Consider the following 25,550-nt stretch of genomic DNA (forward strand, 5'->3'; position numbering starts at 1 on the left):
CAAGATGTAATGTGCTTGGTTTATGGATGAAAAAGTAACTAACATTAATTTATTTCCCACAAGAAGCACAGATGAGCAAAACTATACTCTTCTTCTTTTTGGAGGACGACAACCATTGTGAGGAATGGGGGTGATGTCACGAATTAAAGTAATTTCTAATCCTGCTCCTTGTAATGCTCTGATGGCGGTTTCTCTTCCTGCCCCAGGACCACTTACCATTACTTCAACTTGTTTCATTCCGTTATCCATAGCGGTACGAGCTGCACTATCGGCTGCGGTTTGAGCAGCGAAGGGAGTACCTTTTTTAGCACCCTTGAAACCGCTAGAACCAGCGGTGGCCCAAGAGATTACGTTACCAGTGGTGTCGGTGATGGTGACAATGGTATTATTAAATGTGGATTTAATATAAGCTGTACCACTGGGGATATTTTTCTTCTGTTTTTTTGGACCTCCCCGTTTTGTGGGTTTTGCCATGGTTTTTTTTACCTCTTTTACTGAATTTGTTTAATTTAGTTTTGGTTGTTAATTAATCTAATTTCTACTTTTAGGCAGTTAATTTTTGTGAGCTAGGAAGTGTTGCTAAGGGAAGAATAACAATATTTGGATGCAACGTTTTTCCGCCTAGTTGTTTTTGCTTCCACCTAACTAAGTTTTTATTTCTTAGGTGCTTTTTTCTTCCCAGCAATGGCAACTTTGCGTCCTCTGCGAGTTCTACCGTTGGTTTTGGTTCTTTGCCCTCTTACGGGTAAGCCTTGACGATGACGGCGACCACGATAGGTGCCAATGTCTCCTAAACGCTTGATATTCATCGCTTCTAAACGACGCAAATCCCCTTCGATTTGGTAGTTCTCTTCGATGTTGGCTCTTAGTTTAGCAATGTCTTCGTCACTTAAATCTTTAACTCTGGTGTCAGGATTTACTCCTGTGGCGGCTAAGATTTTCTGAGAAGTTACTAAACCAATGCCGTATAGATAGGTTAGTCCTATTTCTACTCGTTTATCACGAGGTAAGTCAATACCGGATATCCGTGCCATGTCTAATAGTTTCCTTTTGTTTCTTTATTTTTTCCCAATTTGGTCAACTTTTGCGTTTCTTAGGTTAAACTTATGGTTAAAGTTTATCCTTGACGTTGTTTATGTTTTGGGTTTTCACAAATTACCATAACCCGACCTTTACGACGGATTACACGGCATTTGTCACAGATTTTTTTGACTGATGCTCTAACTTTCATAGTATTAGTTTACACTGCAAGCCTTTAATTATAACAATATTTTATTTTTGTGTCAAATATCCTAATTTGCTTATTTTCAGTACTTTTCAACGGTTTGGAGGTGAATGTTTTTGTTATCAATTCTTGACATTTTTATAGAAAAAGAAATGACAATTTTGGCAATTTTCCTCTTGATGGGTTGAAATGACACTGTAAAATGGTAATTAGTTCTTTTTGCCTTTGAGACGATAAGTAATTCTTCCTTTACTTAGGTCGTAGGGGGTAAGTTCTACTTTGACACGATCGCCTGGTAAAATTTTGATGTAATTACGTCTAATTTTTCCTGCGATGTGGGCAAGGACGTTGAATCCGTTATCTAAGTCCACGCGGAACATGGCGTTAGGTAGGGATTCAGTCACTGTGCCTTCCATTTCAATCAGATCTTTTTTTGACATACAATAGTCCTCTTTATATTTTTAATCCTTGTTGATCATACCAAATGTCTTTGTTTTAAGAAATTACGGTTACGGTTAGGATTTTACTATTGTTTGCAATTCGGTACTGATTTCTTCTAGGGTGCGATCGCCATTAACTGTTTGTAATAACCCCGTGTTTTGATAAAAATCAATGAGAGGAGCAGTTTTTTGACGATAAACTTCCAAACGATTGGCGATGGTTTCCTCGTTGTCGTCTTTTCTGCCACGACCTAAAAGCCTTTTCATCAAGGTAGAATCAGGTACTTCGAGGTTAATAGCTGCGGTACAGTTTTGATCCAATTCTGTTAACAGAGTAGAAAGAAACTCCGCTTGGGCAACATTACGGGGAAAACCGTCTAAAATCCAACCCTTTTGAGCGTCTTCCTGACCTAGTCTATCTTTGATCAAATCAAGGATTAACTCATCGGGTACCAAGTCGCCGTTATCTACAAAAGATTTTGCTTTAATCCCTAAAGGGGTTTGCTGGGCGATCGCACTTCTTAAAATTTCTCCAGTGGAGATGTGGGGGATACTCAAATGAGCTGCCAAGATTTCGGCTTGAGTACCTTTCCCAGCGCCAGGGGCGCCTAAAAAAATTAATCTGGTCATGTTTTCGTGGTTGATAATTGATAATTGATAATTGATAATGAAATATTTACTTATCAGAACCAAATATCAGATGGTGTTAACTCACACCAAGACATGGTAAAAAGTGATGTGGAAATTCCCCCCCACAGGAGGGATAAAAACCTAATCTTTCACCATACCTTCATAACGTTGAGAGATAACATAGGTTTGAACTTGTTTCGCAGTATCGATGGCTACACCCACAAGAATTAAGAGGGAAGTAGCACCAAAACCTTGGAAAGTTGTTACCCCAGTAGCACTTTCAACAAAAGTAGGAACCGTTGCTACGATAGTTAAGAAAACCGCTCCCAATAGGGTTAAGCGATTCAAAACCCCTTCAATATAGGCTACGGTTGCTTTACCAGGACGAATCCCTGGAATACTAGATCCCATTTTCTTCAAGTTTTGGGCAATGTCTTCTGGATTAGAAATCAGAGAAGCATAGAAATAACTAAAGAAAACAATGAGTAAGGAGTAAACTACTACATACCAAATAGAACCAGGGCGCAGTGCCAAAGCAACATTATTTAATAAGGTATTAAAAGGAGTACCATCGGCAAAACCTGCCACAGAAGATGGTAATACTAATACCGCCGAAGCGAAAATGATTGGCATTACCCCACCTTGGTTAAGTCTTAGGGGTAAGTAACTGGTGCGTTCACGATATAAACGGCGCCCTACTTGACGACGGGCAGAAATAATAGGAATACGGCGAGTACCTTCTTGGACAAACACGATACCCACAATCATTACTAAGAATACAAGGACAAGTAAAACGACCTGTGCGATCGCCTCTCTGCCCCCAGACTGAGCATAATCGATGGTATTACCAAGGGTACGGGGTAAAACCGCCACAATGTTGACAAAAATCAACAAAGAAGCACCATTTCCTAAGCCTCTCTCAGTAATCAATTCCGATACCCACATCACGAACATAGATCCCGCCGAAATGGCGATAACCGTTTCAATGATGAAAATAGGGCTATCATTAAGAGCATAGGGACGCAATAAACCGATAGTAATACCAGTAGATTGAATTACCGCCCAACCAAAAGCTACATAACGGGTAATTTGAGCAATTTTACGACGACCTGCTTCCCCTTCATTTTTCTGTAAATCCTCTAGGGCAGGAATAGCAGAAGTTAAAAGTTGGATAATAATAGAAGCATTAATATAAGGCAAAATTCCTAACGCAAAAATTCCCACAGTAGCTAAACCGCCTCCTGTGAAAAGATCTAAGAACCCTAGAAAAGGTAAATTTTGAACCGCCGCCTCAAAAGCATCACGATCAATACCTGGTACAGGAATGTAAATTCCTAATCGAATTAAAATTAATAAACCTATAGTAATAAGCAAACGACCACGAAGCCCTGCAGCCTGTGCCATTTGCATAAAGGTTTCTTGAGCAGTTGGAGTTTTTTCTCTGCTGACAACCATGATCTAAAATATCAATACAATAATGGTGAATAAATTAAAATTAAGGGTCAAAAAACTGATAAATAAAGATAAAGACGTTAAACCCCTAACTTTAAGTAAAAGTAATTAACCGTCAATTGTCAATTACTTCCTATCAATAATTTGACCTCTCCCCTTAGTATCTTGACATTTATTGATCAGTATTACCATGGTCAGGAGCAGAAATTGAACCACCAGCGGCTTCAATTTTTTCCTGAGCCGATTTAGACCATGCAGCCGCTTTTACATTCAAAGCAACTCCTAAATCGCCATTTCCTAAAACTTTTAAAGGACCATCATTGGTGGTGATGATACCAGCATCCATTAAGGATTCGATGGTTACATCAGAATTAGCAGCAATACCAGCTAATTTCTCCACATTGATAATGGTGTATTCTTTACGATTTAGTACAGTAAAGTGTTTTAACTTAGGTACTCTTCTGTAAAGGGGCATTTGTCCCCCTTCAAAACCTGGTTTAGTACCAGTACCAGAACGAGATTTTTGACCTCTCATCCCAAAACCGCCACTAGCACCCTGTCCAGCAGAGATACCTCTACCGATACGGCGACGACGCTTTTTAGATGAAGGTTTGGGTCCAATGTTATGAAGTCTCATAGTTATTACTAATTAGCAATGGGCTTATGAATAAATTTGTTCTAAGGGAATCTCTCTTTCTCTTGCTACTTCAGAGAAGCTGCGGATTTGCTCAAGGGCATTAACAGCTGCACGAGCATTATTAAGAGGATTGTTAGATCCTTGTTGTTTAGCTAAAATATTTTTAATTCCTGCTAATTCTAAGACGGTACGCACGGCACCCCCTGCAATTACCCCAGTACCAGGTGCTGCGGGACGCATAAATACTTTTGCTCCTCCAGCGATACCGTTACTAACGTGGGTAATAGAACTAGCTTTGTTGATTTTAACGGTGACAAGGTGCTTTTTACCGTCGGTTACAGCTTTACGAACCGCATTGATTACGTCTCCGGCTTTACCTACACCTACACCTACTTGACCTTTTTCGTTACCAACGACAACGATGGCACGGAAACTAAGTTTTTTACCACCTTTAACCACTTTGCTAACACGACGGATTTGTACAACCCGCTCTTGCCAAGTGTTGTCTTTTTCTCTACGTTTTCTTTGTTTGCCTTTGCGTTGATCTTTTTGTTCGCGCTCTTTTGCCATGATGATTTCCTCTTAAAAGTTAAGACCTGTTTCACGGGCGGCATCAGCTAAGGCTTTGACACGTCCATGGTATAGATTACCACCACGGTCAAAAACTACTTTTTCAATGCCTTTGGATAATGCTCTTTGAGCGACTAATTTACCAACTTCAGCGGACGCATCACGGTTAGAAGTAGAATCAAGTTTTTCTTGTAGTTCTTTATCTAAGGTAGATGCACTAGCCAAAGTGTGTTGGGATACATCGTCAATTAATTGAGCATAGATATGTTGATTGGAACGGAATACGGCTAAACGAGGGCGCTCAGCAGTACCTGTGACTTTTTTGCGAATCCGAAGATGGCGACGTTGGACTAGATTTTTACGGTTAATAGTCATAATTATTTCTTACCTGCTTTACCTACTTTACGTCTTACATATTCACCAGCGTAGCGAATACCTTTTCCTTTATAAACTTCAGGAGGACGAACCGCACGGATTTTCGCCGCCATGTTGCCTACTAATTCTTTATCAATACCGCTGATGACTACCTCAGTGTTGCTGTTAACGGCAACGGAGATGCCATCGGGCATTTGCATTTCTACGGGTTTACTGTAACCGACGTTAAGGGTTAATTTTGAGCCTTGGGCTTGGGCACGATAACCTACCCCTCGGATTTCGAGTTTTTTCTCGAATCCTTGACTGACTCCGTCAATCATATTTGCTACGAGAGTACGGCATAAACCGTGTCTTTCTCTAGCTTTACGACTGTCGTTATCGCGGTTAACTTGGAGGTTTTCGCCTTCGTGGGCTACGGACACAAGAGAAGGTAATTCTCTGGCGAGGTTGCCTTTGGGGCCGGAAACGTTGACGTGTTGACCGCTAATCTCGACGTTGACTTTGGGAGGTATCGCTATAGGACGTTTTCCAATACGAGACATAATTTGATTTTAAGTTCTAAATTATTAGTTTATGTAGCCAATAAACAATCAATAATTCTCAATTTTTTGTTTACAAAACCATCAAGGTCAAAAACATTTTGTTGGTAATTGTCAATTGTTCATTGTCAATGGTTATTACCAGATGTAGCAGAGAATTTCTCCACCGATACCTTGTTTTCTAGCTTCTCTGTCGGTCATGATGCCGTGAGAAGTAGAAATGACTGCCACCCCAATACCGCCGAGTACTCTGGGAAGGTCTTTTTTCTTGCTATAGACTCTTAAACCAGGGGTACTTACTCTGCGGATGTTATGGATAATGGGTTGGCGATTTCTGCCTTTGTATTTTAAGGAGACAACGATGTCTTTTTTTACTCCTTCGCCGACTTCTTCGTAACTGCCAATAAAGCCTTCGGTTCTTAGTACGTCAGCGATACTGCGAGTCATGCGAGTGCTGGGGATTGCCACGGTCGGGTGGCGGACGGCACAGGCGTTACGAATACGAGTCAGCATATCTGATATAGTGTCGTGTGCTGGCATTCTTTCTTCTTTTCCTCTATTACCTTATATTATTTGTCACGGAAGGGCATTCCCATCTCTTTGAGTAATGCGCGCCCTTCTTCGTCGGTGTTGGCGGTGGTGATGATGGAAATATCAAAACCTCGAATTTGATCGATACTGTCGTATTCGATTTCGGGGAAGATCAATTGTTCACGCACCCCTAGACTGTAGTTTCCTCGACCGTCGAAACTTTTTGGGCTAATGCCACGAAAGTCACGAATACGAGGTAATGCTAGGCTAATCAGACGATCTAAGAAAGCGTACATTTTATCAGATCTTAGTGTCACCATGGCTCCTACAGGCATTCCTTGACGGATTTTGAAACCTGCGATCGCCTTTTTAGCACGGGTAACGACGGGCTTTTGTCCAGTAATAATCGCTAGTTCACTAAGTGAGGACTCTAGTGCTTTAGCGTTCTGAGAAGCCTCTCCTAAACCTCTGTTAACGACGATTTTATCGATCTTAGGAACTTGGTGGATATTAGTATAACCAAATTGCTCCTTAAGTTTAGGAGTGATCGTTTCTTGATAATAAGTTTTAAGTCTTGACATTGCTTTGGTTACTGATGGTTGTGAAATAGTACCGTTATGGTCATCGAATTAATCAATGATTTCGCCAGTTTTTTTCAGTTTTCTCACCTTTTTACCTTCTTCAGTAATGACATAGCTAATGCGACTAGCTACTTTTTCTTTTTCAGAGTAAACCATTACTTTGGAGCTATGAATGGGTGCTTCATAGGTGGTGATTTGACCGGATTCCCCTTGTTGACGGGGTTTTACGTGCTTGGTTCTGATGTTAACGCCTTTTATGATAACTGTGCTATCTTTAGGGATAGCTTTGAGGATTTCTCCTACTTTACCTTTATCTTTGCCAGAGATTACCTGCACGGTATCACCTTTTTTGACGTGCATTTTTTGTCTGACAGGGGCTGTTTTGGTTTGATTTGCTGATCTCATGGTTTAGAGTACCTCCGGAGCTAAAGAAATGATCTTGGTGAAGTTGCGATCGCGCAATTCCCTAGCCACTGGGCCAAATACACGAGTACCTCTGGGGTTGTTGTCCTTGTTGATAATTACAGCAGCATTGTCATCAAAACGAATGCTCATACCGCTTTCACGACGTAAGGAGTGTTTGGTGCGTACGATTACCGCGCGAACAATGTCAGATTTTTTCACTGCCATGTTAGGAATTGCATCTTTGACAACGGCAATAATTACGTCACCGATGCCACCGTAAGTACAGTTACCGGTGGATAACACTCTTAAGCACATAATCTTACGAGCGCCACTGTTATCGGCTACGTTTAGGTAACTTTGTTGTTGAATCATTTTTATTAGTGAATTGATTGCAAAGGGTCGAAAACCAACATTAAATTGCTTTAGTGCTGATAATGTCCGCCAATTCCCAGCGTTTGGTTTTACTGAGGGGACGGGTTTCTCTAATTCTCACGCGATCGCCCTCTTGGCATTTATTTTCGGGATCGTGTGCTTTGTACTTGGTAGTTTTGACGACAATTTTGCCGTACTTGGGATGGGGAGAACGGTTTTCAACGGCAACAACGGCGGTTTTATCCATTTTGTTGCTCACGACTACCCCTACTCTTTCTTTTTGTGCCATGGGTTATTTACTCACTCCTTATGCTTGAGTAGTGTTAGCAGCTCCTCTTTGACGTTCACCTTGAACAGTCATTAATTGAGCAATCCAACGTTTAGTGTGCTTAAATTGATGAGGGGTTTCTAGGCGACCAGTGGTTTGCTCTAATCTAAGTTGAAAGAGCTTTTTCTTGGCATTAACAATCTCTTGCCCTAATTCCTCATCATTGAATTTTCTTGCATCTGCGACTTTAGGAAAAGCCATAATTTTCTAGTATTCCTCCGATCTGGTAATAAACTTAGTTTTGATAGGAAGTTTTGCCGTAGCTAGGCGCATCGCTTCTCTAGCGGTAGCTTCAGGGATACCAGCTATTTCAAACATAATACGACCGGGTTTTACTACTGCTACCCAGTATTCGGGATTACCTTTACCAGAACCCATACGGGTTTCAGCAGGGCGCATAGTAACGGGCTTATCGGGAAAAATGCGGATCCATATTTTACCACCACGGCGTACATAACGGGTAATTGCCCGACGAGCGGCCTCAATTTGGCGGGAGGTGATCCAACAGGGTTCGATAGCTTGTAGAGCGTAATCCCCAAAGTTAATGGAATTACCTCTATAAGCGTTCCCCGTCATTCTGCCCCGATGTTGTTTACGAAATTTCGTTCTTCTTGGACTTAACATAGTTTTCAGTTAATAGTTCAGAATTGCTCTATGAAAGAGCTTGGGCTTAAAATCAAGACATGAAACTTGGACTATTGATGTTTATAAGAAAGACAATTATCCATTCTCAAACCATCAATTACTCAGATCTGTCTTCAAATTTTTGGCGACGAGGTTGTCTGCGTTCACGATTACCTCGGGGTGCAGGGGTTTCTAAGTTTTCTTCACCGGGGATAACTTCACCTTTAAAAATCCAGACTTTTACGCCTAAAATTCCGTAGATGGTAGAAGCAGTACGATAACAGTAATCAATATCCGCACGGAGAGTATGAAGAGGAACACGTCCTTCTCTAATCCACTCACTACGGGCGATTTCTGCACCGTTCAAACGTCCGCTGACCTGAATTTTAATTCCTTTTACTTCTGCTTTTTCAGCTCTTTGAAGAGCTTGTCTGACTACACGGCGGAAAGATACCCTTCTCTCTAGTTGAGATCCGATAAATTCTGCCATAAGAGCGGCATTAGCATCAACGTTAGCTACTTCGATGACATTAACACGAAACTGACGTTGATTTTTAAGTAAATTTTGTAAGTCGGTGCGTAGTTTTTCAATCCCAGCGCCACCTTTACCCACTACCACTCCAGGACGGGCGGTATGAATGGAAAGGTCGATCTGATCGGCTTTACGATCAATTTTGACTTCAGCAATGGAAGCATTACTGAGGTTTTTGTCAATGTACTTACGAATTAGGTGGTCTTCTTGAAGAAGTTGGGGATATTCTTTCGGATCTGCATACCAACAAGATAAATGATCTTTGGTAATACCGAGACGAAAACCCACTGGATGTACTTTTTGTCCCATATTATTTTTTTAGTTCTTTTCTTGTGGTTTACTATGCCTGAGGTGCTACTGCTACGGTAATGTGGCAGGTGCGTTTACGAATTTGATATGCACGACCTTGGGCGCGGGGGCGGTAACGTTTTAAGGTAGGTCCGCCATCGGCGTAAGCAGAGCTTACTACTAAGGTGGTGGGATCTAATCCTTGGTTATGCTCGGCATTGGCAACCGCAGAACGAAGAACTTTAATGATAGGTTCACAAGCTCTGTAGGGCATAAATTCGAGAATAATTAACGCTTCTCGGTAGCTACGCCCACGAATTTGATCTAATACCCTTCTCACCTTGGAGGGTGACATTCTAATGTAACGGGCGATCGCTTTTACTTCTTGGCTGGTATCAACCTCGATTTTTTCCTGTGTTTTCGGCATGATAGTTTGTTCAATAATTAATATTGCTAGTAGGAAAATTGATGATAGCTCATCAAATAAAATCCTGAACCGACTGCTTTATCTTCTTGCCTTTTTGTCACTTTTAGCGTGACCTCTAAAGGTGCGAGTCGGAGCAAATTCTCCCAATTTATGACCAACCATTTGCTCGGATACAAAGACGGGTACGTGGGTACGACCGTTATGTACAGCAATGGTATGACCAATCATTTGAGGGAGAATGGTGGAAGCCCTTGACCAAGTTTTAACTACTTGCTTCTCTCCTTTTTCGTTTAATTTTTCGATTTTGGAGAGCAGACTATCGGCTATAAATGGTCCTTTTTTTAATGAACGACTCATAAACTTGTTTTACTCTAATAGTGAAAATATCTATTTGTATCTTCCTAAACGTCTTATTTTCCTTTATTGGAGTTACGACGACGGACGATGTATTTGTTGCTGAGTTTCTTCTTCTTACGAGTTTTCTTACCTAAAGCAGGTTGACCCCAAGGAGAAACAGGACCGGAACGACCAATGGGGGCGCGTCCTTCACCACCACCGTGGGGGTGATCGACAGGGTTCATCGCACTTCCTCTTACATGGGGTCTAATACCCAAATGTCTTGTTTTACCAGCTTTTCCGAGTTTGAGGTTTCTGGCTTCGATATTTCCTACTCGACCGATAGTAGCGTAGCATTCTTTACGAATCATACGTACTTCCTTAGAAGGTAGCTTGATGGTGACATAATCACCTTCTTTTGCCATTAACTGAGCAAAACCACCAGCGGCACGAACGATTTGACCACCTTTACCAGCACGCATTTCAATGTTATGAATTTCGGTACCGAGGGGAATTTTCCCTAGGGGTAAGGCGTTGCCAATTTCGTAAGGAGCTTCTTCGCTAGCAACAATAGTTGCTCCGATTTGAATTCCCGCAGGGGCTAAGATATATCTTTTTTCGCCATCTTCGTACTGCACAAGGGCAATACGGGCGTTACGGTTTGGATCGTACTCAATGGCTAAGACTTCGGCATTAATGTCACGCTTGTCTCTTTTGAAATCGATAATACGATATAGTTTTTTGTGACCGCCTCCACGGTGGCGACTGGTGATAACCCCACGATTATTACGTCCTTTTTTTCTGTGAACGTATTTCGTTAAGGACTTTTCTGGCGTACTTTTAGTAATTTCGGAAAAGTCAGAGGTTACTGCTTGTCTTCTTCCGGGGGTATATGGTCTGTATGTGCGAACACCCATAGTTCTGTTATATTTATCAGTTTTCGGTGAACAATTCCCTTAGAGATCAGGGAAGAATGTGCTTTGTAATGAATCACCTTCAGCGAGGGTGACTATTGCTTTTTTGTACTGTGGTTTGTAGCCTACATTTTGACCAACTCTACGTTTTTTGCGAGGTTGATTCATGGTGTTGACTTTGACCACTTTGACTTCAAATAAGCTCTCGATGGCTGCTCTGATTTGAGGTTTAGTCGCTTGTTTTACGCACTCAAAAACATACTTATTATCTTCCATCATATAAGTAGCTTTCTCGGTAACGATAGGGCGAATAATCAAATCGGCGAGTTCAGCTTCGCTTTTTCTTACTGCGGTCGTTTTTCCGTATCTTTTATTCGGCATTGTAAACCTCCTGTAGTTTTACTAATGCGTCAGAGGTAACAACTATTGTATCAGCGTTAAGAATGTCATAAATGTTTAAACCATCGTGGTTAATCATTTTGACATTGGGAAGGTTTCTGACGGACAAATAGACATTGTCGGAGGTTGGCTCGGTTACTACTAATAAAATTTTGCAGTTTTGGTCAACTTCCCAACGGGTGAAGGCTTCTAAGATAGTTTTAGTTTTAGGAGCTTCGATTTGTTGGTTGAAGTTTTCTACCACAACTAGAGCCTCTGCTCTGCTGATGAAGGCAGTACGAAGGGCTAACCGTCTTTCTTTACGGTTCATTTTTATGTTGTAGTCTTTGGGTTTAGGTCCAAAGATAACACCACCGCCACGCCATAAGGGTGAACGAATGGATCCGGCTCTTGCTCTACCTGTTCCTTTTTGTCGCCAGGGCTTACGACCACCACCACGCACTTCTGCTCTGGTTTTGGTGGATGCTGTTCCTTGACGCTGATTATGTAGTTGACGGACTAGGGCGCGGTGAACAATATGTTCAGCGTTTTCTTCCTTAGCAATTTTCATTTCCAAGGTGGCTTCGCCGATTTGCTCTCCTTGCCAATTTTTTACTACACAATTAACCATAATTTTTAATTTGATATTTTTTGTAACTGTGTGTTAATTTACTGTTGCCCAACGATGGTGGCGGGAGTAATACTAACTAAATTTCCTGTTTTACCAGGGATTGCTCCTTTTATGAGGAGTAGATTACGTTCTGCGTCAATTTTGACTACAGTCAGCTTACGAATTTTGACGTTGGTGTTACCGTAACGTCCTGCCATTTTCTTACCAGGATATACACGACCGGGGGTTGTACCTGCTCCAGTAGAACCAGGTAAACGGTGGTTCTTAGAACCGTGGGTCATGTTACCTCTTTTGAAGTTATGACGTTTCTGATAACCGGAAAAACCTCTACCGATGGTTTTACCACCAACATCTACTAAGTCTCCTTCATTGAACAAGTCTGCTCCGATGGTTTGTCCTAGTTCGTAGGAAGCAACATCATCAAGACGGTATTCTTTGAGTTGACGTAAAGCAGGAAGTCCTTTACTGGTTAAGTGTCCATCTTCGGCACTGGTCAAGTATTTATTAACTTCTTTTGCTTCTTTAGTATTTAGGCTACGTTTGCGATCTGGCAACTCGTCATAACCGAGTTGAAGTGCTACATAACCATCTTTTTCTTTAGTTTTGATTTGAGTAACTCGACATGGACCTACTTGGACTGCGGTTACAGGAATTGCAACTCCTGTTTCCTTGTCAAAAATGGTGGTCATGCCTAGTTTTGTACCTAGTATGCCTAAGCTCACGGGATGTATCCCTCTAAATTACTAAACAACAGGGTTATTTTCAGTGAAAGATGTTCTTTCTTACTGATGAGTAACTGTCTGCAGGGTAAAAGTTAATTTAATTAGGCTGCAGAGCAACTATCATTAAATTCGTTCTTCTTTCCATGATGAACAGACATTCTTTAAACTTACTAACCTGCTTTAAGGTGTAGTAAAGAGCCTTTGTTTCCCTAACAGACTTAAAAATTTTACAAAAAATTTTCAGTATCTTTAGGAGGCTAGTTTATCTTTTTCGTCACAAACAAACATTATAAACCATTAACGGACAATACCGCAATAGTTTATTTTCCAATCAATTTTACGGCGGCAATGCCACCAAAATAAAGGGCTAGAACGGCTCCCCCTAATAGGGATTGGGTGAGGGGGTCGGTGGATGGGGTGACGATCGCCCCTATAATTACGGCTCCTAATATGACGATGCGCCACCCTGAGAGCATTTGTTTGGATGACACGAGATTTAACTGCCCTAGCAATAACTGAATGACAGGAATTTGAAAGGTTATCCCTGTACAGAACATCAATAATAAGACAAATTTAAAATAATTATCAATGGACCAAGATTGTTCTACTACGTCTCCGCCGTAGCTGATGAAGAAGTTGAGAGCCGCAGGAATAAGGAGATAGTAAGCAAAGGCAAGTCCTGCAAAAAAGAGGATACTAGAGCCAAATACCACTGGGGCAAGGAGTTTGCGCTCTTTTCTGGTCAATCCTGGCACCACAAATTGAATTATCTGATAAATAATAATGGGACTAGCTAGTAAAATGCCCGTATATCCTGCCACTTGGAAAGAAACAAAGAAAAATTCTCCCGGGGCTAGTTGTAAAAATTTGACTCCTTGGGCGGGAATCTCTAGCCAACCTACAATAGGACGAACGAAGGCAAAACAGGCGATCGCACTTACCAACACAGAAATAAGACCAATAAAAAGACGAGTCCTTAATTCTTCGAGATGGTCAAAAAATGACATCTCCGCTGGTTGAGGAATTTGCTCCCAATAGTCTTTATTTTCTTCTACATTGACAGTTGCTGATTCTTTAGTTGCCATGGATGATTATGTAAAGAGCTTTATGTCTAATAAATTATTTTAACCTTTATTTTGTTCAATCGATAAACAATAGAACATTGAAAATTTATAGAAGCATAGCCTAATCAGTCCATCACTTACGGTTATTTGTTAAAAATTAAAAATATTTCATCAAAAAAATTAATAGATTGAAAAGCAATTGTTATCATAATTAATGACATCCCCAGTCCTTTTTTCCCCTTCTGAAAAAAACATATAAAAAGAAGATGAAACCCTGTTATTGCATCAATCCCCGTTGTCGTCAACCTGATCATCCTGATAATAATAATCCCACTAGCCGTTATTGTTATAGTTGTGGCTCGGAATTACTTTTACACGGCAAATATAGAGTTAGTCGTTTACTCAGTGATGATAGTGGTTTTGGTATTGTGTATGAAATATTTGAGGGATTCGAGCCAAAAATCCTCAAAGTTTTACAAAGAAGATGGAATAAGCAACCCAAGGCAGTGGAATTGTTTAAAAGGGAGTATGAAGTTTTACTTACCCTCACCCAAGAAAATATTAAAGGAATACCTCAAGCAAAAGATTTTTTCGAGTATCAACCGAGGGACGAGAACAATTTATATTGTTTGGTGATGGAAAAAGTAGATGGGATGGATTTGGAAAAATGGGTACAAAAAAATGATAAAATTACCCAAAAACAGGCAATAAAGTGGTTAAAAGAAGTTACTTTAATTTTACAAAAAATACATCAACATAATTGGTTTCATCGAGATATAAAACCCGCTAATATTATGATGCGTAATAGCGGTGAATTAGTACTCATTGACTTTGGAACGGCGAGGGAAGAAACCCAAACTTATTATCAAAAAATGCAGGGGCAACAGTTAACGGGTATCGTATCCACTGGCTATACCCCCAATGAGCAACAAAATGGGCAGTCGGTGGTGCAATCGGATTTTTTCGCCCTAGGGCGGACTTTTGTTTATTTGTTGACAGGACAACATCCTTCTTCTATGTATGATCCTTATAAGGATGTTTTAAGTTGGAGGCAGGAAACGGAAAATGTTGATAAGCCCCTTTTAGATTTTATTGACCATTTAATGGCAAAATTTCCCCAAGATAGACCGAATAATACTGATTCTATTATTCAAAATTTAGAAAATCTCCATCAAAGACTACAAACTAATTCCGAGAAGGTCAGTTTGGTACAAAAAATCTTGACTTCTACTCAGGGAATTATAACTAAAAAGGTTGCACCAGCATCAGCAGATCCCACCAGACAGTTAGGTAATGTCAATTTTAGCAAGGGAGTTGCGGGGGGAGGATTAGTTCGTCATCGCAATAAACTAATTATTGGGGGCGGAGTTGTGGTATTGACGGTTGTATGGTGGGTGGGGGATTTTAATTTTCTTCGTTTTGGTTCATTAAATTCTGCTAATACTGAAACCAATGGTGTGGAAAGTGCGGCGACATTGGAAGGGGGGGAAAACTCGGAAAATGCCGTTATCGAAATGAGTGAGAATGAGTCGGTGGATTTGACGGATGCGGAAAATTATTATAATCAGGGTAATTTACTTCGTGAGAGGGAAGAATATGATCAGGCCATAGAAGAATATACTCGGGCTATTGAAATAAATCCTAATTATACCGATGCTTATTATAATCGTGGTTTAACCTATGCTGATTTGGAACGCTATCAAGAGGCGATCGCAGATTATACTAGAACTATCGCCATTGATCCTGAGTATTTAGATGCTTACAATAATCGAGGTATCATTTATGCTAGTTTACAGGATTTTGATCGAGCGATCGCTGATTATATTAAAGTAATTGATTCTGATCCTAGTTATGTTTTGGCTCATAATAATTTAGGGGTGGCTTATAATAATTTGGGACGATTTCAAGATGCGATCGCTAGTTATACCAAAGCCATTGAGCTAAATCCAGACTACGTTTTGGCCTATGCTAATCGGGGTATTTCTTATAATAGTCTCGAAAGTTATGAAAATGCCATCAGTGACTATACCAAAGTCCTTAGTATTCAACCCGATAATGCTGATGCTTATTATGACCGAGGAAATGCACGTAATAGTTTAGGGCAGTATCAAGAAGCCATTGATGACTACACCAAAGCCATTGAAATCAAGGGTGATAATATTCTGGCTTACAATAACAGAGGGATTTCTTATTACAACTTGAACTCCTGCGCCCAAGCGATTGCTGATTATACGAAAGCCATTGAAATCGATAGTGAGTATCCCAACGCCTACTATAATCGGGGTTTATGTTATGGTCAATTGGCAGAAAATCAAAATGCCTTGGTGGATTTTAACCGTGCTGCTTTACTGTATCAACAACAGGGTAATGAAAATAGTTATCAAAATGCGATCGCCGAAATTGAAGCATTATCCTCCAATTAACCATTTTTATAAGGCCATTTCCCAAGCCATTCTCCGCCCCGAAATCTCCAGCTAGTAAACAAAAGACGCATCAATACCCAAGCGGAAATATAATTACTGAGCCAAACTAAGCCATAGTGAGCAATAAACACAGGTACATCGAAACTATAACCATCTATGCCTGGTAAACCCACCACCTTAATCAAGAAAACTAAAAATATTCCTTCCACAACCCCCGCAATTAATTGTAAAGCCCCGGGCCAATCATGATCCCATAAAAACCTTTGTAAGTAGTTATAAAGAATATCCCAAAAAATTCCGAAAATGGCCACATATAGCACCACCAAAAAATAAACTAACGCTCCCCCATGTCCTCCCAAACCAAAGTAAAAAGGAAGACTAAAAAGGATTCCCATGGTAGCTAAAAGGAATAATCTAGTTTGCCAACGTCCGAGTAGTGTAGGTGTCATGTTAAGTACAATAATAATTAAAATATTATGGTGATGGGCGATCGCACTTAAAAAAAGAAAAAATTTTAAGGCTTTTGATTATTAGCCCACCGAAACCATTGAGCCAAAGAATAAATTCCAGAAATATAATTTACATCAGGGGCATTCAACAACGCCAAACTTTCGATGATACGATGGGCAGAATACTGTAAACCCAAAAAAGTATCCACCGCCGCATAAGGGCCACCAAGAGTTATGATGCCATTGGCATAAACCTTTCCATTACCATTGCGCATTTTCTTGATTTCAAAATCATTCTCCACATGAAGCCTACCTTGAATATTCAAAGGAATTTCATAATGGGTAATTAAATCATCCAATAAAGGATTGTGCCGTGGATCAGAAACCAATCCAGTACAATCAATAATAAAATCAGCATGGACAATGTCTTCCCCTTTATTGGTCAATAAAGTACTAATCACCCCCCCATTAGAATCAGATTGCACCTCCTTCACCAAACCATATCTAATTTCATACCATCCCTCTTGCAAACCCTGTTGAACAATTCGGCGCCAAGGTTTACGACTACTGGTAGTCGTGCCACCCCAGCTTTGCAGCAACTCTCGCCGTAGAGGAGGACTAGCCTCTTCTAATTTTTTACGCATATCACCCCCCCAAGTAGCCTTGGGCCAGTTGTAAGGTTGAAATTCCCAATCATTTTCCACCTCTCTTTGGGCTTGTTCAAACTGAAACCCTTTTCGGGGTTCTCGATTCATGTGGATAATTTTTAGTTTAGAACCTGTTTTATGCACTAGATATAATCGATCCATAATTTGTGAAGCAACAATACCAGAACCTCTAATAATGACCGTACCTCCTTTTCTTTCTAATTTTTCATAAACATGATCATGGGACTCATATCCTTGCACAACAGATTTTAAATCTCCTGTCGCATCCCGATAACGTTGCAAATCAGGAAGAAGTTTAAGGGCAGGATAACCCGTACAAATATGTAAAAAATCGGCAATCACAAAACGGTGATCTGTTTGCCCTGGCTTACTAGCAGAATAAGCAATACAATACCGTCCATCTTCCGTCTTACGAATTGCCCTCACACTACCTTGGTAAAACATTTTTTCCCAACCGATACGCTTTGTTTCTCTATCGATAGAATTAAAAACATTATCAGCAATAGGAGTATAAGTATCAGCAAACACAGGCTCAGCAAAAACTTGCCATAGGCAGGTAAAGGCTTCATTAATATGTCCTAAAAATAATTCTTTCCATGCTTCTCTTAGGGCATAACCCGGCCACCCCCACAAATTATCAGGGCAAGAGTCAGAACCTGATCTAATTCTTTTGTAACGGAATATCTGGCAATTACGCAATAGTCTTTCATACCTGCCATAGGGAATAGGGTTTAAACCCACCACGGCTATATTTTCCGTCGGTACTCCTGCTATGCGAAGATGGTCAGTATATACGAAGCTACCTAATCCCCCACCAATAGAAAGATAAGTGGTTTCCTTGATGGGTAAATTGGTTTTTTGAAGGGCAGAAACAGATATTTTTTCCTCAGCAAAAATGTCGGCAGGAGGGAAAGAATTACTAGAAATAACAGGGGTAGGAGTGGGGGTAATATTTCCTTGAGGTTGAACTAAATCAGTTTCAGGGTCAAAGATAATGGTTGAGGCTCGATAATCTTTGTTTGTGGGGGAATAAATTTCGGGGGGAGAGCTTAAAATAGTAGATGGACTAGAAGTTATGACAGTGGGGGGCATTCCCCAAGCAATGGTAATGCTATAGTTACCAATGGTGATAACATCTCCATTATGGACTGTTGTTGATTCCTGATAAACCCTTTGGTTATTAATAAAAGTGCCATTACTGCTTTTATCTTCTAAGATGACTTGATTTTCAGATTCTTTGATGATGGCATGGAAACGAGAAATGAGGTTTTGGGAGTCTAGTAGTACAATAGAACTAGATTCTTGATTGTCGATTGTAGTTGGTAATTGACTACCATCCCTACCGAATACAATAGGAAGGGAAAATGTTTCTTCTTCTTGTTCTTCGGTGACGGCATTTTGAGTAATTAGTTGAATTTCCATGGCTTTTAGGTCTGTTATTTTTTATTTAAGGGTTGTTCCTGTAAAAACGACATAGCCACAATAGGGGCAATTTAAACCTTCATGTTCTTTACTGAGGATATGTTCTTTGGGGCCTGAACATTTTATTATGTATTCTCCGCAATGATCAGGTAGTTTTATATTTCTGACCACCATGGTAATTTTGCCTAATTTTATGACAGTATTTTCATTTATTTCTACAGTGTCACTAATAACTTTTTTCCTGTCAATTATGAGGGGATTAGGTTTTTTTGGTGTTTGACGATTTTGAGTTAAGTTTTTGGCTAGAAATTTATTTTTTCCTTGGTCATAAAAAATTTCTAGGTGAGCTTGGGAAACTGTCCGAATGATCATAGGATCGGAGTGTTTTAAAGTTATATCACATTGTTTTTCATCTCCTCTACCAATAATGATCTTTTGAGGATAGAGGGTGTAATCATCATCAGCGATAGTTCGACTGCGAATTTGCCTATTTTCCTGCCAAGCAAGGGTGATTCTATACATAATATGGTTTTACTTAAATGTTAAACCTAATTTAATGTTATGATTATGCCATTCTATATATTATATGCAACATTATAAGCTCAATTTTAACCGTAGATAAATCATTTTTTTGTAATATTTATTCTTTCCATAAAGTGACAAAAGAAAGTACATTAATGCGGATTACCGTAATTTTATACGATGGCAAAAAAAATATGTTTTATCTATGATGAAAATGAAACATATTTTTGGAGTAATTCACAATTATGGAAAATAGAGAAGTTAAACAAGGACAAATGGAAAACACCCTTAAAGAGTGGGGAGCCAAAATTGATTCTCTGAAGGCAGAAGCCGATAAAGTAGGGGAAGATGCTCAGGCTGATTTACAGAGCAAAATAAAATATTTAGAAGGTAAAAAAGCGGATATGGAGGCTAATTTGCAAAAATTAAAAGCCTCTAGTGATGATGCTTGGGAAAGCGTTGTGAAGGGCTTTCAAGGGGCATGGGAAGAATTAGGCACTGCCTTTGAAGAAGCTACATCTAAATTTAAGTAATTAACTGCTTTTTTGGGAAGTAATTTTTACTTCCTTCGGAGTTTTTTTATATGCAAAATAAATTACTACTGAACTACTAAGTCATAACTTTGAAAGATTTTTATAACTTTCTCCATTAGCTCTTGACTTGGAGGTTCGGTATTTTTTAGTTTATAGTCAAAGCCTAGTTGTTCCCATTTATATTCTCCCATTTTATGGAAGGGCAGTATCTCAACTTTCTCTACATTATCTAGTTGGGATACAAACTTGGCTAATCCTAAAACATTATCTTCTACATCTGTTAATCCTGGAACCAGTACAAATCTAATCCAAGTGGGTTTTTTAATTTCGGCTAAATATCGAGCAAAATTTAGGGTAGGTTCTAGGGATACACTGGTTACGGTGCGATAAATGTCGGGGTTAAAAGATTTTATATCTAATAATACTAGATCGGTGTGTTCAAGAACGGGTTTAGCTGCATTGAGGGTGACATAACCAGAGGTGTCTAGGGTGGTGTGAATGCCGAGTTTATGGCAACTTTCAAAGATTGACTTTACAAATTCTGGTTGCATTAGTGGCTCTCCTCCTGTCACGGTTACGCCTCCGCCAGAGTATTGAAAGTAGGAGCGATATTTTTTGATTTCTTCGATTAATTCTTCGGTGGTTACTTTTTTACCTTCTTCAATATGTCGGCAGTCGGGGTTGTGGCAGTATAAGCAACGCAGGGGGCAACCTTGGGTAAATATAACGAATCGGATACCCGGGCCATCAACGGTGCCACAACTTTCGAGGGAATGGATTAAGCCTTCTGTCATAGGTCGTGGATTGACAATTGATCTTTGTCAACTGACAATTAATAAGGGTTTTCTAGTTCTATTATAGAAATTTTTGGGGATGGAGTTAATAAAAGATTTGGGGGAACATGAGTTATTAAGACGGTTAAAAAACTATTGTCATCCTAGTTTGGTGGGGGATGATGGAGCGGTTTTGGATGTGTCTGAGGGAAAGCAGTTGGTGGTAACTAGCGATATGTTGGTGGAAGATGTGCATTTTAGCGATCGCACTACACCCCCTTATATGGTAGGTTGGCGCAGTGTAGCGGCGAATTTGTCTGATTTAGCTGCCATGGGGGCTTATCCTTTGGGGATTACGGTTGCTCTTTCTCTTTCTCCTAATACTCCTTGGCATTGGGTAGAGTCCCTTTATCAGGGCATGAGGGATTGTTTAACCCAGTTCGACACAACCATTGTGGGGGGTGATTTGACAAGGGGTAAGGTAAGGGCGATCGCCATTACGGCCCTAGGAGAGGTAAAACCAAACCAAAAAATTTTTAGAAATACCGCTAAAACAGGAGATGTCATCGTTATTACAGGCATCCATGGGTTATCACGGGGAGGGCTAGAAATCCTTTTATCCCCTGAAAAATATCGAAATTTGGACGAACAGAGCAAAGAAAAATTAATTCTTGCCCACCAAAAACCACAACCTCGTCTCGATTTATTACCCCAAATCCATCAATATACAGGTATCACGGGGATGGATAGTAGCGATGGATTAGCCGATGCCATCATGCAAATTTGTCAACAAAGTAACAAAGGTGCGAAAATATACTTAGACAAAATTCCCATTGCCCCAGAAATCCTCAAAATTACTGACAGTAAAACAGCTTTCAAATGGACATTATTTGGGGGAGAAGATTTTGAATTGGTCTTATGTTTATGTCCAAAAATGGCTCAGCACTTAGTAAAGGAAGCTCACGGCAAAATAAAGATAATAGGTGAAATTACCGACGAAAAAAGAGTAATTTTGATAGACAATGATAACCCAGATTCCGAAGTCTTATTAGATGTTGACGAAATATTTAACCATTTTTAGGTATAATGAACCGTAAGGCTCAGATTCTTTAATTGATCTACTCTTCTTAACTATTTATCATCGATCAAATCATGATTAAAATCTTAGTAGTTGATGACAGTCATGCTCCCCGAGAGGTGATTTGTGATACACTCAAACAATTTAATATTCAGGTAGCAGAAGCAACTAACGGGGTAGAGGCGATCGAAGTATTAAAAGCCGAAAAATTTAACCTTGTTATCACCGACGTAGTCATGCCCGAAATGAATGGCTATGAACTTTGTAGATGGATCAAAGAAAATCCTAGCACCAAAAAAGTTCCCGTCATCTTTTGCTCCACAAAAAACCAAGACTTTGACATTCACTGGGCCCAAAAACAAGGAGGAGATGCCTACATCGTCAAAGAAGAATTTATCAAAGACAGAATGCAACTCCTCAAAACAATCAAATACTTGCTAAAACAAGTAAAATAGAAACAAACAAACTCTACAGACAAGGTTACAACAAGCATAATGAGCCAAAAAGGTATTATCGTAATTGGTGGTGGTTTAGCAGGAACAGAAGCCACATGGCAAATAGCCCAAGCAGGGATTCCCGTCACACTCTACGAAATGCGCCCTGTCAGACATAGCCCAGCGCACCATAGCGAACACCTAGCCGAATTAGTATGTAGCAACTCCTTTGGAGCCGATGCCACCGATAGAGCCGCAGGATTACTTCACGAAGAATTACGCCGTCTCAACTCCATAATTATTCAAACTGCCGACAAACACAAAGTCCCCGCAGGAGGGGCATTAGCAGTGGATAGAGGGGTATTTAGTCAAGATTTAACCCAAACCCTAGATAATCACCCCCTAATCACCCTTAAAAGGGAAGAAATCAAATCAATTCCCCCCGATACCATCGTCGTTTTAGCCACAGGACCTCTCACCACCGAAAGTTTAGCCACCGAATTGCAAGGCTTAACAGGTATGGAATATATGAGCTTTTTTGATGCCGCTAGCCCTATCATTGTCGGTGAATCCATCAACCAAGATATCGCCTTTTTTGCCTCCCGTTACGACAAAGGAGAAGCTGCCTATCTCAACTGCCCCATGAATAAAGAGCAGTATATTAATTTTTGGCAAGAATTATCAAAAGCCGAACAAGCAGAATTAAAAGACTTTGACAGAGAAACCTCTAACTTTTTTGAAGGTTGTTTACCCATCGAAGAATTAGCTCAAAGGGGAGAAGAAACCATGAGATATGGCCCCCTCAAACCCATTGGCTTATTTGATGCTCGTCTTGGCGACTTTCGGGAAAACAAAGATAAACGTCCCTATGCCGTGGTACAACTCAGACAAGAAGACAAAGCCGGGCAACTTTGGAATATGGTCGGTTTTCAGACTAACCTTCGTTGGGGTGAACAAAAAAGAGTATTTCGTCTTATCCCAGGTTTAGAAAATGCCGAATTTGTGAGAATGGGAGTAATGCACAAAAACACCTTTCTCAATGCCCCTCAACTGCTCCATGCTACCCTACAATTTAAAACAAATCCTAACCTTTTGGCCGCAGGGCAACTAATAGGCACAGAAGGCTATACCGCAGCCTCTGCAGGGGGTTGGTTAGCGGGGACAAACGCCGCTAGGGTATATAAAAATCAAGAGCCATTGGTCTTATCCCCTGTTACTATGATGGGAGCATTATTTGATTTTATTAGCTCGGCTGATGCCAAGCATTTTCAACCCATGCCCCCTAACTTCGGGATTTTGCCCACTTTCGAGACAAAGATCAAAAATAAACGAGAACGTTATCAAGCCTATGGTGAAAGGGCTTTAACGATGGTTGACTCTTTACTAACTCAGGTTTAGTATTATTTCCCATGAAGTTAACCTATGATTTAATTATTCTTGGTGGCAGTTTAGAAGCCATTTGGGGAGCTAAATATGCCGCTAATTTTGGGGCCAGGGTTGCCTTGATTATTGATGTTAATTTTGGAGCGGAAGAAGGTAAAAAATATTTATTTCAACAGTTGCAAACTGAACTTTTATCTCCTAATAGTTTTCATAATCGGGAAGATATTTTGGAGGAAAAAAAGAGATTAATTGAAGATGTATTATTACCTGAATTAGACAGTTTGGAAGTTGATGTTATTTTTTCTGATTTTCAATTTACTTTAGAGGGTAATAAAACAGCTATTAAAACTAAAAACGATATTTTAATGGCTAATGGTTATATCATTACCACTCCTTTATATAATTATCAGCATCCTGATTGGGTTGGTATTGAGGATATTAATTATTTAACTGGTTATGACGTTTTTACATCATGGGATATAGATTCATTACCCAATAATTTGGTGGTGATAGGTGATGATGAGATGGCGATTAACATTAGTAGTTTATTGATTCGTCATCAAAAAAAGGTAACTTTGTTAACCACACAGGGGCATATTTTGCCTTGGGAGGATGCCGATATTGCTTTTTTGATTCAATGTCAATTGGAAAGTATGGGCATTAATGTATTAACTAATTATCAAGTTACTCAGGTGAAATCTATTGATAATAGTAAATGGATTCAGGCAGGAGATAAAGCTATTGAATATGAGCAAATTATTATTAGTGATGGTTTTTTAAAAAGACAAGTTAGTTTTAATTTTGATGGTTTAGAAGAACAAAAACAGTCTATATTTAACTTTAATGAGACTAATCTTCTTGTTAATAAGAAGTTGCAAACATATCATAGTCTTATATATTGTGTGGGAGGTTTGTTAGGGGGATATAATCATTTAAATATCGCAAAAGAAGAGATAAGGGTTGCTATTAATAATATTTTGTTTTTGAATTTTAATAAAATTAACTATGATGAAATTCCCTATGACATTAATATAATTTCTGGAGTCTCTCGGATTGGTTATAGTGAATCTCAAGTTAAAAGTTTGTATGGAGATAGTTGGGACAGTTTTGTTATTAAAGATACTTTTCTATCTCCTTTTGATTTAGAACAAAAACACTTTTATATTAAGCTAATAGTTAGCAAAACAAATGAGATTTTAGGATGTCATTGTTGGGGATATAAGAGAGAATTATTAATGAATATTATCGGAGTGATGATAAAGACAAATAATAATATTAAGTATTTATTCACTATAGCTATTAGTGATGATTTTGTCCGAAGTATTATTAATGAATTAGAGATAATGTTTGCTAAGAAAAAATATTCTCGCAAATTTAGTTTGTTAGAAAGTTGGTTTATCTGGAGGAGAAAATAACTTTATTAAAGTACTTATATTTCACTTTAAAAACTTGACAAAATTAGCATCATGCTACCTCCTTTATCTAAAAAATTCCAGCACTAAACCACTTTTTGATTACTATTGTAAATATTGTTCTAAGTCTTCGATTAAACGGGTTAATTCAGCTTCAGATGTTACCCTTAAACGCTCATCTCTGATGGTAATTAAAACTTTGGCAGCGAAAGGACTAGGATAAATATTAGGGTTGCAAAAAACTTCTAAAAATACCTCTCCTGTGTGTTGATATTCCATGGCTTTTTTAGCACTAGGTTTTGCACCTGCTTGGGGGTTATCTTTTAAACTTTGTATTAATAAATTGATTTCTTGTCTGAGTTTTTGGGCGGCATCTTGGCTAAAGTTAAAGGAGACGGAGCCTTGGTTGAGGTTAATGGTAAACTGGTTCATAAGATTTTTCGTGTTACTTC

General features: G+C 39.5%; 36 protein-coding genes. 6 read left to right on the plus strand and 30 right to left on the minus strand.

The features are described from left to right. Window positions 1-81: 81 nt before the first annotated feature. From rpsK to tatC, 25 genes are all read right to left on the minus strand, one after another. Window positions 82-474 (minus strand): 30S ribosomal protein S11, encoded by a 393-nt coding sequence (gene rpsK, locus A5482_RS09850; protein ID WP_015223438.1) that lies wholly within the window; start codon window positions 472-474, stop codon window positions 82-84. Between the two features lie 179 nt (window positions 475-653). Beyond that, the gene (gene rpsM / locus A5482_RS09855) at window positions 654-1,034 is read right to left on the minus strand and encodes a 30S ribosomal protein S13 (protein ID WP_069790217.1); all 381 of its coding nucleotides are present in this window, start codon (window positions 1,032-1,034) and stop codon (window positions 654-656) included. An 83-nt stretch (window positions 1,035-1,117) separates the two neighbouring features. Further along, window positions 1,118-1,231 (minus strand): 50S ribosomal protein L36, encoded by a 114-nt coding sequence (gene rpmJ / locus A5482_RS09860; RefSeq protein ID WP_015223440.1) that lies wholly within the window; start codon window positions 1,229-1,231, stop codon window positions 1,118-1,120. A gap of 203 nt (window positions 1,232-1,434) precedes the next feature. Then, on the minus strand, window positions 1,435-1,665 hold the full coding sequence (gene infA, locus A5482_RS09865) for a translation initiation factor IF-1 (protein ID WP_069790218.1): 231 nt from the start codon (window positions 1,663-1,665) through the stop codon (window positions 1,435-1,437). Between the two features lie 75 nt (window positions 1,666-1,740). Further along, on the minus strand, window positions 1,741-2,295 hold the full coding sequence (locus A5482_RS09870; protein ID WP_069790219.1) for an adenylate kinase: 555 nt from the start codon (window positions 2,293-2,295) through the stop codon (window positions 1,741-1,743). A gap of 141 nt (window positions 2,296-2,436) precedes the next feature. Continuing rightward, window positions 2,437-3,750: a preprotein translocase subunit SecY gene (secY, locus tag A5482_RS09875; protein ID WP_069790220.1), complete on the minus strand. Its 1,314-nt coding sequence runs from the start codon at window positions 3,748-3,750 to the stop codon at window positions 2,437-2,439. A 169-nt stretch (window positions 3,751-3,919) separates the two neighbouring features. Continuing rightward, window positions 3,920-4,384: a 50S ribosomal protein L15 gene (rplO, locus tag A5482_RS09880; protein WP_069790221.1), complete on the minus strand. Its 465-nt coding sequence runs from the start codon at window positions 4,382-4,384 to the stop codon at window positions 3,920-3,922. 24 nt (window positions 4,385-4,408) lie between these two features. Next, window positions 4,409-4,954, minus strand: coding sequence for a 30S ribosomal protein S5 (gene rpsE / locus A5482_RS09885; protein WP_069790222.1), 546 nt, complete (start codon window positions 4,952-4,954; stop codon window positions 4,409-4,411). Window positions 4,955-4,966: 12 nt separating this feature from the next. Next, entirely contained in the window at window positions 4,967-5,329 is a 363-nt protein-coding gene (gene rplR / locus A5482_RS09890) for a 50S ribosomal protein L18 (protein WP_069790223.1), read from the minus strand. A 2-nt stretch (window positions 5,330-5,331) separates the two neighbouring features. After that, window positions 5,332-5,871, minus strand: a complete 540-nt coding sequence (gene rplF, locus A5482_RS09895; protein ID WP_069790224.1) for a 50S ribosomal protein L6 — start codon at window positions 5,869-5,871, stop codon at window positions 5,332-5,334. A 135-nt stretch (window positions 5,872-6,006) separates the two neighbouring features. Beyond that, on the minus strand, window positions 6,007-6,408 hold the full coding sequence (gene rpsH, locus A5482_RS09900) for a 30S ribosomal protein S8 (protein ID WP_069790225.1): 402 nt from the start codon (window positions 6,406-6,408) through the stop codon (window positions 6,007-6,009). A gap of 29 nt (window positions 6,409-6,437) precedes the next feature. Next, window positions 6,438-6,980 (minus strand): 50S ribosomal protein L5, encoded by a 543-nt coding sequence (gene rplE, locus A5482_RS09905; protein WP_069790226.1) that lies wholly within the window; start codon window positions 6,978-6,980, stop codon window positions 6,438-6,440. Window positions 6,981-7,028: 48 nt separating this feature from the next. Next, window positions 7,029-7,385: a 50S ribosomal protein L24 gene (gene rplX / locus A5482_RS09910; RefSeq protein WP_069790227.1), complete on the minus strand. Its 357-nt coding sequence runs from the start codon at window positions 7,383-7,385 to the stop codon at window positions 7,029-7,031. Between the two features lie 3 nt (window positions 7,386-7,388). Beyond that, entirely contained in the window at window positions 7,389-7,757 is a 369-nt protein-coding gene (gene rplN, locus A5482_RS09915) for a 50S ribosomal protein L14 (protein WP_015223451.1), read from the minus strand. A gap of 40 nt (window positions 7,758-7,797) precedes the next feature. Further along, a complete protein-coding gene (rpsQ, locus tag A5482_RS09920; RefSeq protein WP_069790228.1) occupies window positions 7,798-8,046 on the minus strand; it encodes a 30S ribosomal protein S17 in 249 nt (82 codons plus the stop codon). A gap of 18 nt (window positions 8,047-8,064) precedes the next feature. Continuing rightward, complete coding sequence (rpmC, locus tag A5482_RS09925) at window positions 8,065-8,286, minus strand: 50S ribosomal protein L29 (protein ID WP_069790229.1); 222 nt, start codon at window positions 8,284-8,286, stop codon at window positions 8,065-8,067. 6 nt (window positions 8,287-8,292) lie between these two features. Beyond that, window positions 8,293-8,709: a 50S ribosomal protein L16 gene (rplP, locus tag A5482_RS09930; protein ID WP_069790230.1), complete on the minus strand. Its 417-nt coding sequence runs from the start codon at window positions 8,707-8,709 to the stop codon at window positions 8,293-8,295. A gap of 118 nt (window positions 8,710-8,827) precedes the next feature. Next, window positions 8,828-9,550 carry a 30S ribosomal protein S3 gene (gene rpsC, locus A5482_RS09935; protein WP_069790231.1) on the minus strand — a complete coding sequence of 241 codons (723 nt, stop codon included), beginning with the start codon at window positions 9,548-9,550 and terminating at the stop codon, window positions 8,828-8,830. Between the two features lie 31 nt (window positions 9,551-9,581). Further along, entirely contained in the window at window positions 9,582-9,935 is a 354-nt protein-coding gene (gene rplV, locus A5482_RS09940) for a 50S ribosomal protein L22 (RefSeq protein WP_083260397.1), read from the minus strand. A gap of 99 nt (window positions 9,936-10,034) precedes the next feature. After that, window positions 10,035-10,313 (minus strand): 30S ribosomal protein S19, encoded by a 279-nt coding sequence (gene rpsS, locus A5482_RS09945; RefSeq protein ID WP_015223457.1) that lies wholly within the window; start codon window positions 10,311-10,313, stop codon window positions 10,035-10,037. Between the two features lie 53 nt (window positions 10,314-10,366). Then, a complete protein-coding gene (gene rplB, locus A5482_RS09950) occupies window positions 10,367-11,209 on the minus strand; it encodes a 50S ribosomal protein L2 (protein WP_069790233.1) in 843 nt (280 codons plus the stop codon). A 39-nt stretch (window positions 11,210-11,248) separates the two neighbouring features. Beyond that, complete coding sequence (locus A5482_RS09955) at window positions 11,249-11,587, minus strand: 50S ribosomal protein L23 (protein ID WP_015223459.1); 339 nt, start codon at window positions 11,585-11,587, stop codon at window positions 11,249-11,251. Next, window positions 11,577-12,215: a 50S ribosomal protein L4 gene (gene rplD, locus A5482_RS09960; RefSeq protein WP_069790234.1), complete on the minus strand. Its 639-nt coding sequence runs from the start codon at window positions 12,213-12,215 to the stop codon at window positions 11,577-11,579. Before rplD ends, A5482_RS09955 begins: the two co-directional genes overlap by 11 nt. Window positions 12,216-12,253: 38 nt before the next feature. Then, window positions 12,254-12,937, minus strand: coding sequence for a 50S ribosomal protein L3 (rplC, locus tag A5482_RS09965; RefSeq protein ID WP_069790235.1), 684 nt, complete (start codon window positions 12,935-12,937; stop codon window positions 12,254-12,256). A 320-nt stretch (window positions 12,938-13,257) separates the two neighbouring features. Next, complete coding sequence (gene tatC / locus A5482_RS09970; RefSeq protein WP_069790236.1) at window positions 13,258-14,022, minus strand: twin-arginine translocase subunit TatC; 765 nt, start codon at window positions 14,020-14,022, stop codon at window positions 13,258-13,260. Window positions 14,023-14,267: 245 nt separating this feature from the next. Between tatC and A5482_RS09975 the strand changes: the two genes are divergently transcribed. Beyond that, complete coding sequence (locus A5482_RS09975; protein ID WP_069790237.1) at window positions 14,268-16,424, plus strand: tetratricopeptide repeat protein; 2,157 nt, start codon at window positions 14,268-14,270, stop codon at window positions 16,422-16,424. Here the strand turns inward: A5482_RS09975 and A5482_RS09980 are convergent. The 3 genes from A5482_RS09980 to A5482_RS09990 form a co-directional block, all read right to left on the minus strand. Next, the gene (locus A5482_RS09980) at window positions 16,421-16,873 is read right to left on the minus strand and encodes a hypothetical protein (RefSeq protein WP_069790238.1); all 453 of its coding nucleotides are present in this window, start codon (window positions 16,871-16,873) and stop codon (window positions 16,421-16,423) included. The genes A5482_RS09975 and A5482_RS09980 overlap by 4 nt on opposite strands. Window positions 16,874-16,938: 65 nt before the next feature. Further along, window positions 16,939-18,963, minus strand: coding sequence for an FHA domain-containing protein (locus A5482_RS09985; RefSeq protein ID WP_446684758.1), 2,025 nt, complete (start codon window positions 18,961-18,963; stop codon window positions 16,939-16,941). A 21-nt stretch (window positions 18,964-18,984) separates the two neighbouring features. Further along, window positions 18,985-19,485 (minus strand): FHA domain-containing protein, encoded by a 501-nt coding sequence (locus tag A5482_RS09990; RefSeq protein ID WP_069790239.1) that lies wholly within the window; start codon window positions 19,483-19,485, stop codon window positions 18,985-18,987. Between the two features lie 245 nt (window positions 19,486-19,730). On the opposite strand from A5482_RS09990, the gene A5482_RS09995 reads away from it, so the two are divergent. Then, window positions 19,731-20,018 carry a hypothetical protein gene (locus A5482_RS09995; protein ID WP_069790240.1) on the plus strand — a complete coding sequence of 96 codons (288 nt, stop codon included), beginning with the start codon at window positions 19,731-19,733 and terminating at the stop codon, window positions 20,016-20,018. 65 nt (window positions 20,019-20,083) lie between these two features. Here the strand turns inward: A5482_RS09995 and pflA are convergent, their stop codons facing one another. Then, complete coding sequence (pflA, locus tag A5482_RS10000; RefSeq protein ID WP_069790241.1) at window positions 20,084-20,812, minus strand: pyruvate formate-lyase-activating protein; 729 nt, start codon at window positions 20,810-20,812, stop codon at window positions 20,084-20,086. A gap of 79 nt (window positions 20,813-20,891) precedes the next feature. Between pflA and thiL the strand changes: the two genes are divergently transcribed. The 4 genes from thiL (at window position 20,892) to A5482_RS10020 (ending at window position 25,101) form a co-directional block, all read left to right on the plus strand. Next, window positions 20,892-21,872, plus strand: a complete 981-nt coding sequence (thiL, locus tag A5482_RS10005) for a thiamine-phosphate kinase (RefSeq protein WP_069790242.1) — start codon at window positions 20,892-20,894, stop codon at window positions 21,870-21,872. A 71-nt stretch (window positions 21,873-21,943) separates the two neighbouring features. Then, the gene (locus A5482_RS10010) at window positions 21,944-22,324 is read left to right on the plus strand and encodes a response regulator (protein WP_069790243.1); all 381 of its coding nucleotides are present in this window, start codon (window positions 21,944-21,946) and stop codon (window positions 22,322-22,324) included. Window positions 22,325-22,363: 39 nt separating this feature from the next. Continuing rightward, window positions 22,364-23,701, plus strand: a complete 1,338-nt coding sequence (gene trmFO, locus A5482_RS10015; RefSeq protein WP_069790244.1) for an FADH(2)-oxidizing methylenetetrahydrofolate--tRNA-(uracil(54)-C(5))-methyltransferase TrmFO — start codon at window positions 22,364-22,366, stop codon at window positions 23,699-23,701. A gap of 11 nt (window positions 23,702-23,712) precedes the next feature. Next, a complete protein-coding gene (locus A5482_RS10020) occupies window positions 23,713-25,101 on the plus strand; it encodes an FAD-dependent oxidoreductase (protein WP_069790245.1) in 1,389 nt (462 codons plus the stop codon). 102 nt (window positions 25,102-25,203) lie between these two features. Here A5482_RS10020 and A5482_RS10025 read toward each other — a convergent pair whose 3' ends face one another. Beyond that, window positions 25,204-25,530, minus strand: coding sequence for a hypothetical protein (locus A5482_RS10025; RefSeq protein ID WP_069790246.1), 327 nt, complete (start codon window positions 25,528-25,530; stop codon window positions 25,204-25,206). Window positions 25,531-25,550 lie beyond the last annotated feature (20 nt).

Source organism: Cyanobacterium sp. IPPAS B-1200 (assembly GCF_001747005.2).
Classification (GTDB): domain Bacteria; phylum Cyanobacteriota; class Cyanobacteriia; order Cyanobacteriales; family Cyanobacteriaceae; genus Cyanobacterium.

What these genes read in the sequence shown, in the direction of transcription:
- rpmJ (WP_015223440.1), bottom strand. Translation starts at nt 1,231, where the DNA reads ATGAAAGTTAGAGCATCAGTCAAAAAAATCTGTGACAAATGCCGTGTA.
- rplP (WP_069790230.1), bottom strand. Translation starts at nt 8,709, where the DNA reads ATGTTAAGTCCAAGAAGAACGAAATTTCGTAAACAACATCGGGGCAGA.
- rpsE (WP_069790222.1), bottom strand. Translation starts at nt 4,954, where the DNA reads ATGGCAAAAGAGCGCGAACAAAAAGATCAACGCAAAGGCAAACAAAGA.
- rplF (WP_069790224.1), bottom strand. Translation starts at nt 5,871, where the DNA reads ATGTCTCGTATTGGAAAACGTCCTATAGCGATACCTCCCAAAGTCAAC.
- A5482_RS09995 (WP_069790240.1), top strand. Translation starts at nt 19,731, where the DNA reads ATGGAAAATAGAGAAGTTAAACAAGGACAAATGGAAAACACCCTTAAA.
- infA (WP_069790218.1), bottom strand. Translation starts at nt 1,665, where the DNA reads ATGTCAAAAAAAGATCTGATTGAAATGGAAGGCACAGTGACTGAATCC.
- rpsK (WP_015223438.1), bottom strand. Translation starts at nt 474, where the DNA reads ATGGCAAAACCCACAAAACGGGGAGGTCCAAAAAAACAGAAGAAAAAT.
- rplX (WP_069790227.1), bottom strand. Translation starts at nt 7,385, where the DNA reads ATGAGATCAGCAAATCAAACCAAAACAGCCCCTGTCAGACAAAAAATG.
- A5482_RS09985 (WP_446684758.1), bottom strand. Translation starts at nt 18,963, where the DNA reads ATGGAAATTCAACTAATTACTCAAAATGCCGTCACCGAAGAACAAGAA.
- rplE (WP_069790226.1), bottom strand. Translation starts at nt 6,980, where the DNA reads ATGTCAAGACTTAAAACTTATTATCAAGAAACGATCACTCCTAAACTT.
- A5482_RS09975 (WP_069790237.1), top strand. Translation starts at nt 14,268, where the DNA reads ATGAAACCCTGTTATTGCATCAATCCCCGTTGTCGTCAACCTGATCAT.
- trmFO (WP_069790244.1), top strand. Translation starts at nt 22,364, where the DNA reads ATGAGCCAAAAAGGTATTATCGTAATTGGTGGTGGTTTAGCAGGAACA.
- A5482_RS10010 (WP_069790243.1), top strand. Translation starts at nt 21,944, where the DNA reads ATGATTAAAATCTTAGTAGTTGATGACAGTCATGCTCCCCGAGAGGTG.
- rpsQ (WP_069790228.1), bottom strand. Translation starts at nt 8,046, where the DNA reads ATGGCACAAAAAGAAAGAGTAGGGGTAGTCGTGAGCAACAAAATGGAT.
- rplR (WP_069790223.1), bottom strand. Translation starts at nt 5,329, where the DNA reads ATGACTATTAACCGTAAAAATCTAGTCCAACGTCGCCATCTTCGGATT.
- rplO (WP_069790221.1), bottom strand. Translation starts at nt 4,384, where the DNA reads ATGAGACTTCATAACATTGGACCCAAACCTTCATCTAAAAAGCGTCGT.
- rpmC (WP_069790229.1), bottom strand. Translation starts at nt 8,286, where the DNA reads ATGGCTTTTCCTAAAGTCGCAGATGCAAGAAAATTCAATGATGAGGAA.
- A5482_RS09955 (WP_015223459.1), bottom strand. Translation starts at nt 11,587, where the DNA reads ATGCCGAATAAAAGATACGGAAAAACGACCGCAGTAAGAAAAAGCGAA.
- rplB (WP_069790233.1), bottom strand. Translation starts at nt 11,209, where the DNA reads ATGGGTGTTCGCACATACAGACCATATACCCCCGGAAGAAGACAAGCA.
- A5482_RS10020 (WP_069790245.1), top strand. Translation starts at nt 23,713, where the DNA reads ATGAAGTTAACCTATGATTTAATTATTCTTGGTGGCAGTTTAGAAGCC.
- rpsH (WP_069790225.1), bottom strand. Translation starts at nt 6,408, where the DNA reads ATGCCAGCACACGACACTATATCAGATATGCTGACTCGTATTCGTAAC.
- rpsM (WP_069790217.1), bottom strand. Translation starts at nt 1,034, where the DNA reads ATGGCACGGATATCCGGTATTGACTTACCTCGTGATAAACGAGTAGAA.
- thiL (WP_069790242.1), top strand. Translation starts at nt 20,892, where the DNA reads ATGGAGTTAATAAAAGATTTGGGGGAACATGAGTTATTAAGACGGTTA.
- tatC (WP_069790236.1), bottom strand. Translation starts at nt 14,022, where the DNA reads ATGGCAACTAAAGAATCAGCAACTGTCAATGTAGAAGAAAATAAAGAC.
- A5482_RS09980 (WP_069790238.1), bottom strand. Translation starts at nt 16,873, where the DNA reads ATGACACCTACACTACTCGGACGTTGGCAAACTAGATTATTCCTTTTA.
- pflA (WP_069790241.1), bottom strand. Translation starts at nt 20,812, where the DNA reads ATGACAGAAGGCTTAATCCATTCCCTCGAAAGTTGTGGCACCGTTGAT.
- A5482_RS09870 (WP_069790219.1), bottom strand. Translation starts at nt 2,295, where the DNA reads ATGACCAGATTAATTTTTTTAGGCGCCCCTGGCGCTGGGAAAGGTACT.
- rpsC (WP_069790231.1), bottom strand. Translation starts at nt 9,550, where the DNA reads ATGGGACAAAAAGTACATCCAGTGGGTTTTCGTCTCGGTATTACCAAA.
- A5482_RS10025 (WP_069790246.1), bottom strand. Translation starts at nt 25,530, where the DNA reads ATGAACCAGTTTACCATTAACCTCAACCAAGGCTCCGTCTCCTTTAAC.
- rpsS (WP_015223457.1), bottom strand. Translation starts at nt 10,313, where the DNA reads ATGAGTCGTTCATTAAAAAAAGGACCATTTATAGCCGATAGTCTGCTC.
- rplN (WP_015223451.1), bottom strand. Translation starts at nt 7,757, where the DNA reads ATGATTCAACAACAAAGTTACCTAAACGTAGCCGATAACAGTGGCGCT.
- secY (WP_069790220.1), bottom strand. Translation starts at nt 3,750, where the DNA reads ATGGTTGTCAGCAGAGAAAAAACTCCAACTGCTCAAGAAACCTTTATG.
- A5482_RS09990 (WP_069790239.1), bottom strand. Translation starts at nt 19,485, where the DNA reads ATGTATAGAATCACCCTTGCTTGGCAGGAAAATAGGCAAATTCGCAGT.
- rplD (WP_069790234.1), bottom strand. Translation starts at nt 12,215, where the DNA reads ATGGTTAATTGTGTAGTAAAAAATTGGCAAGGAGAGCAAATCGGCGAA.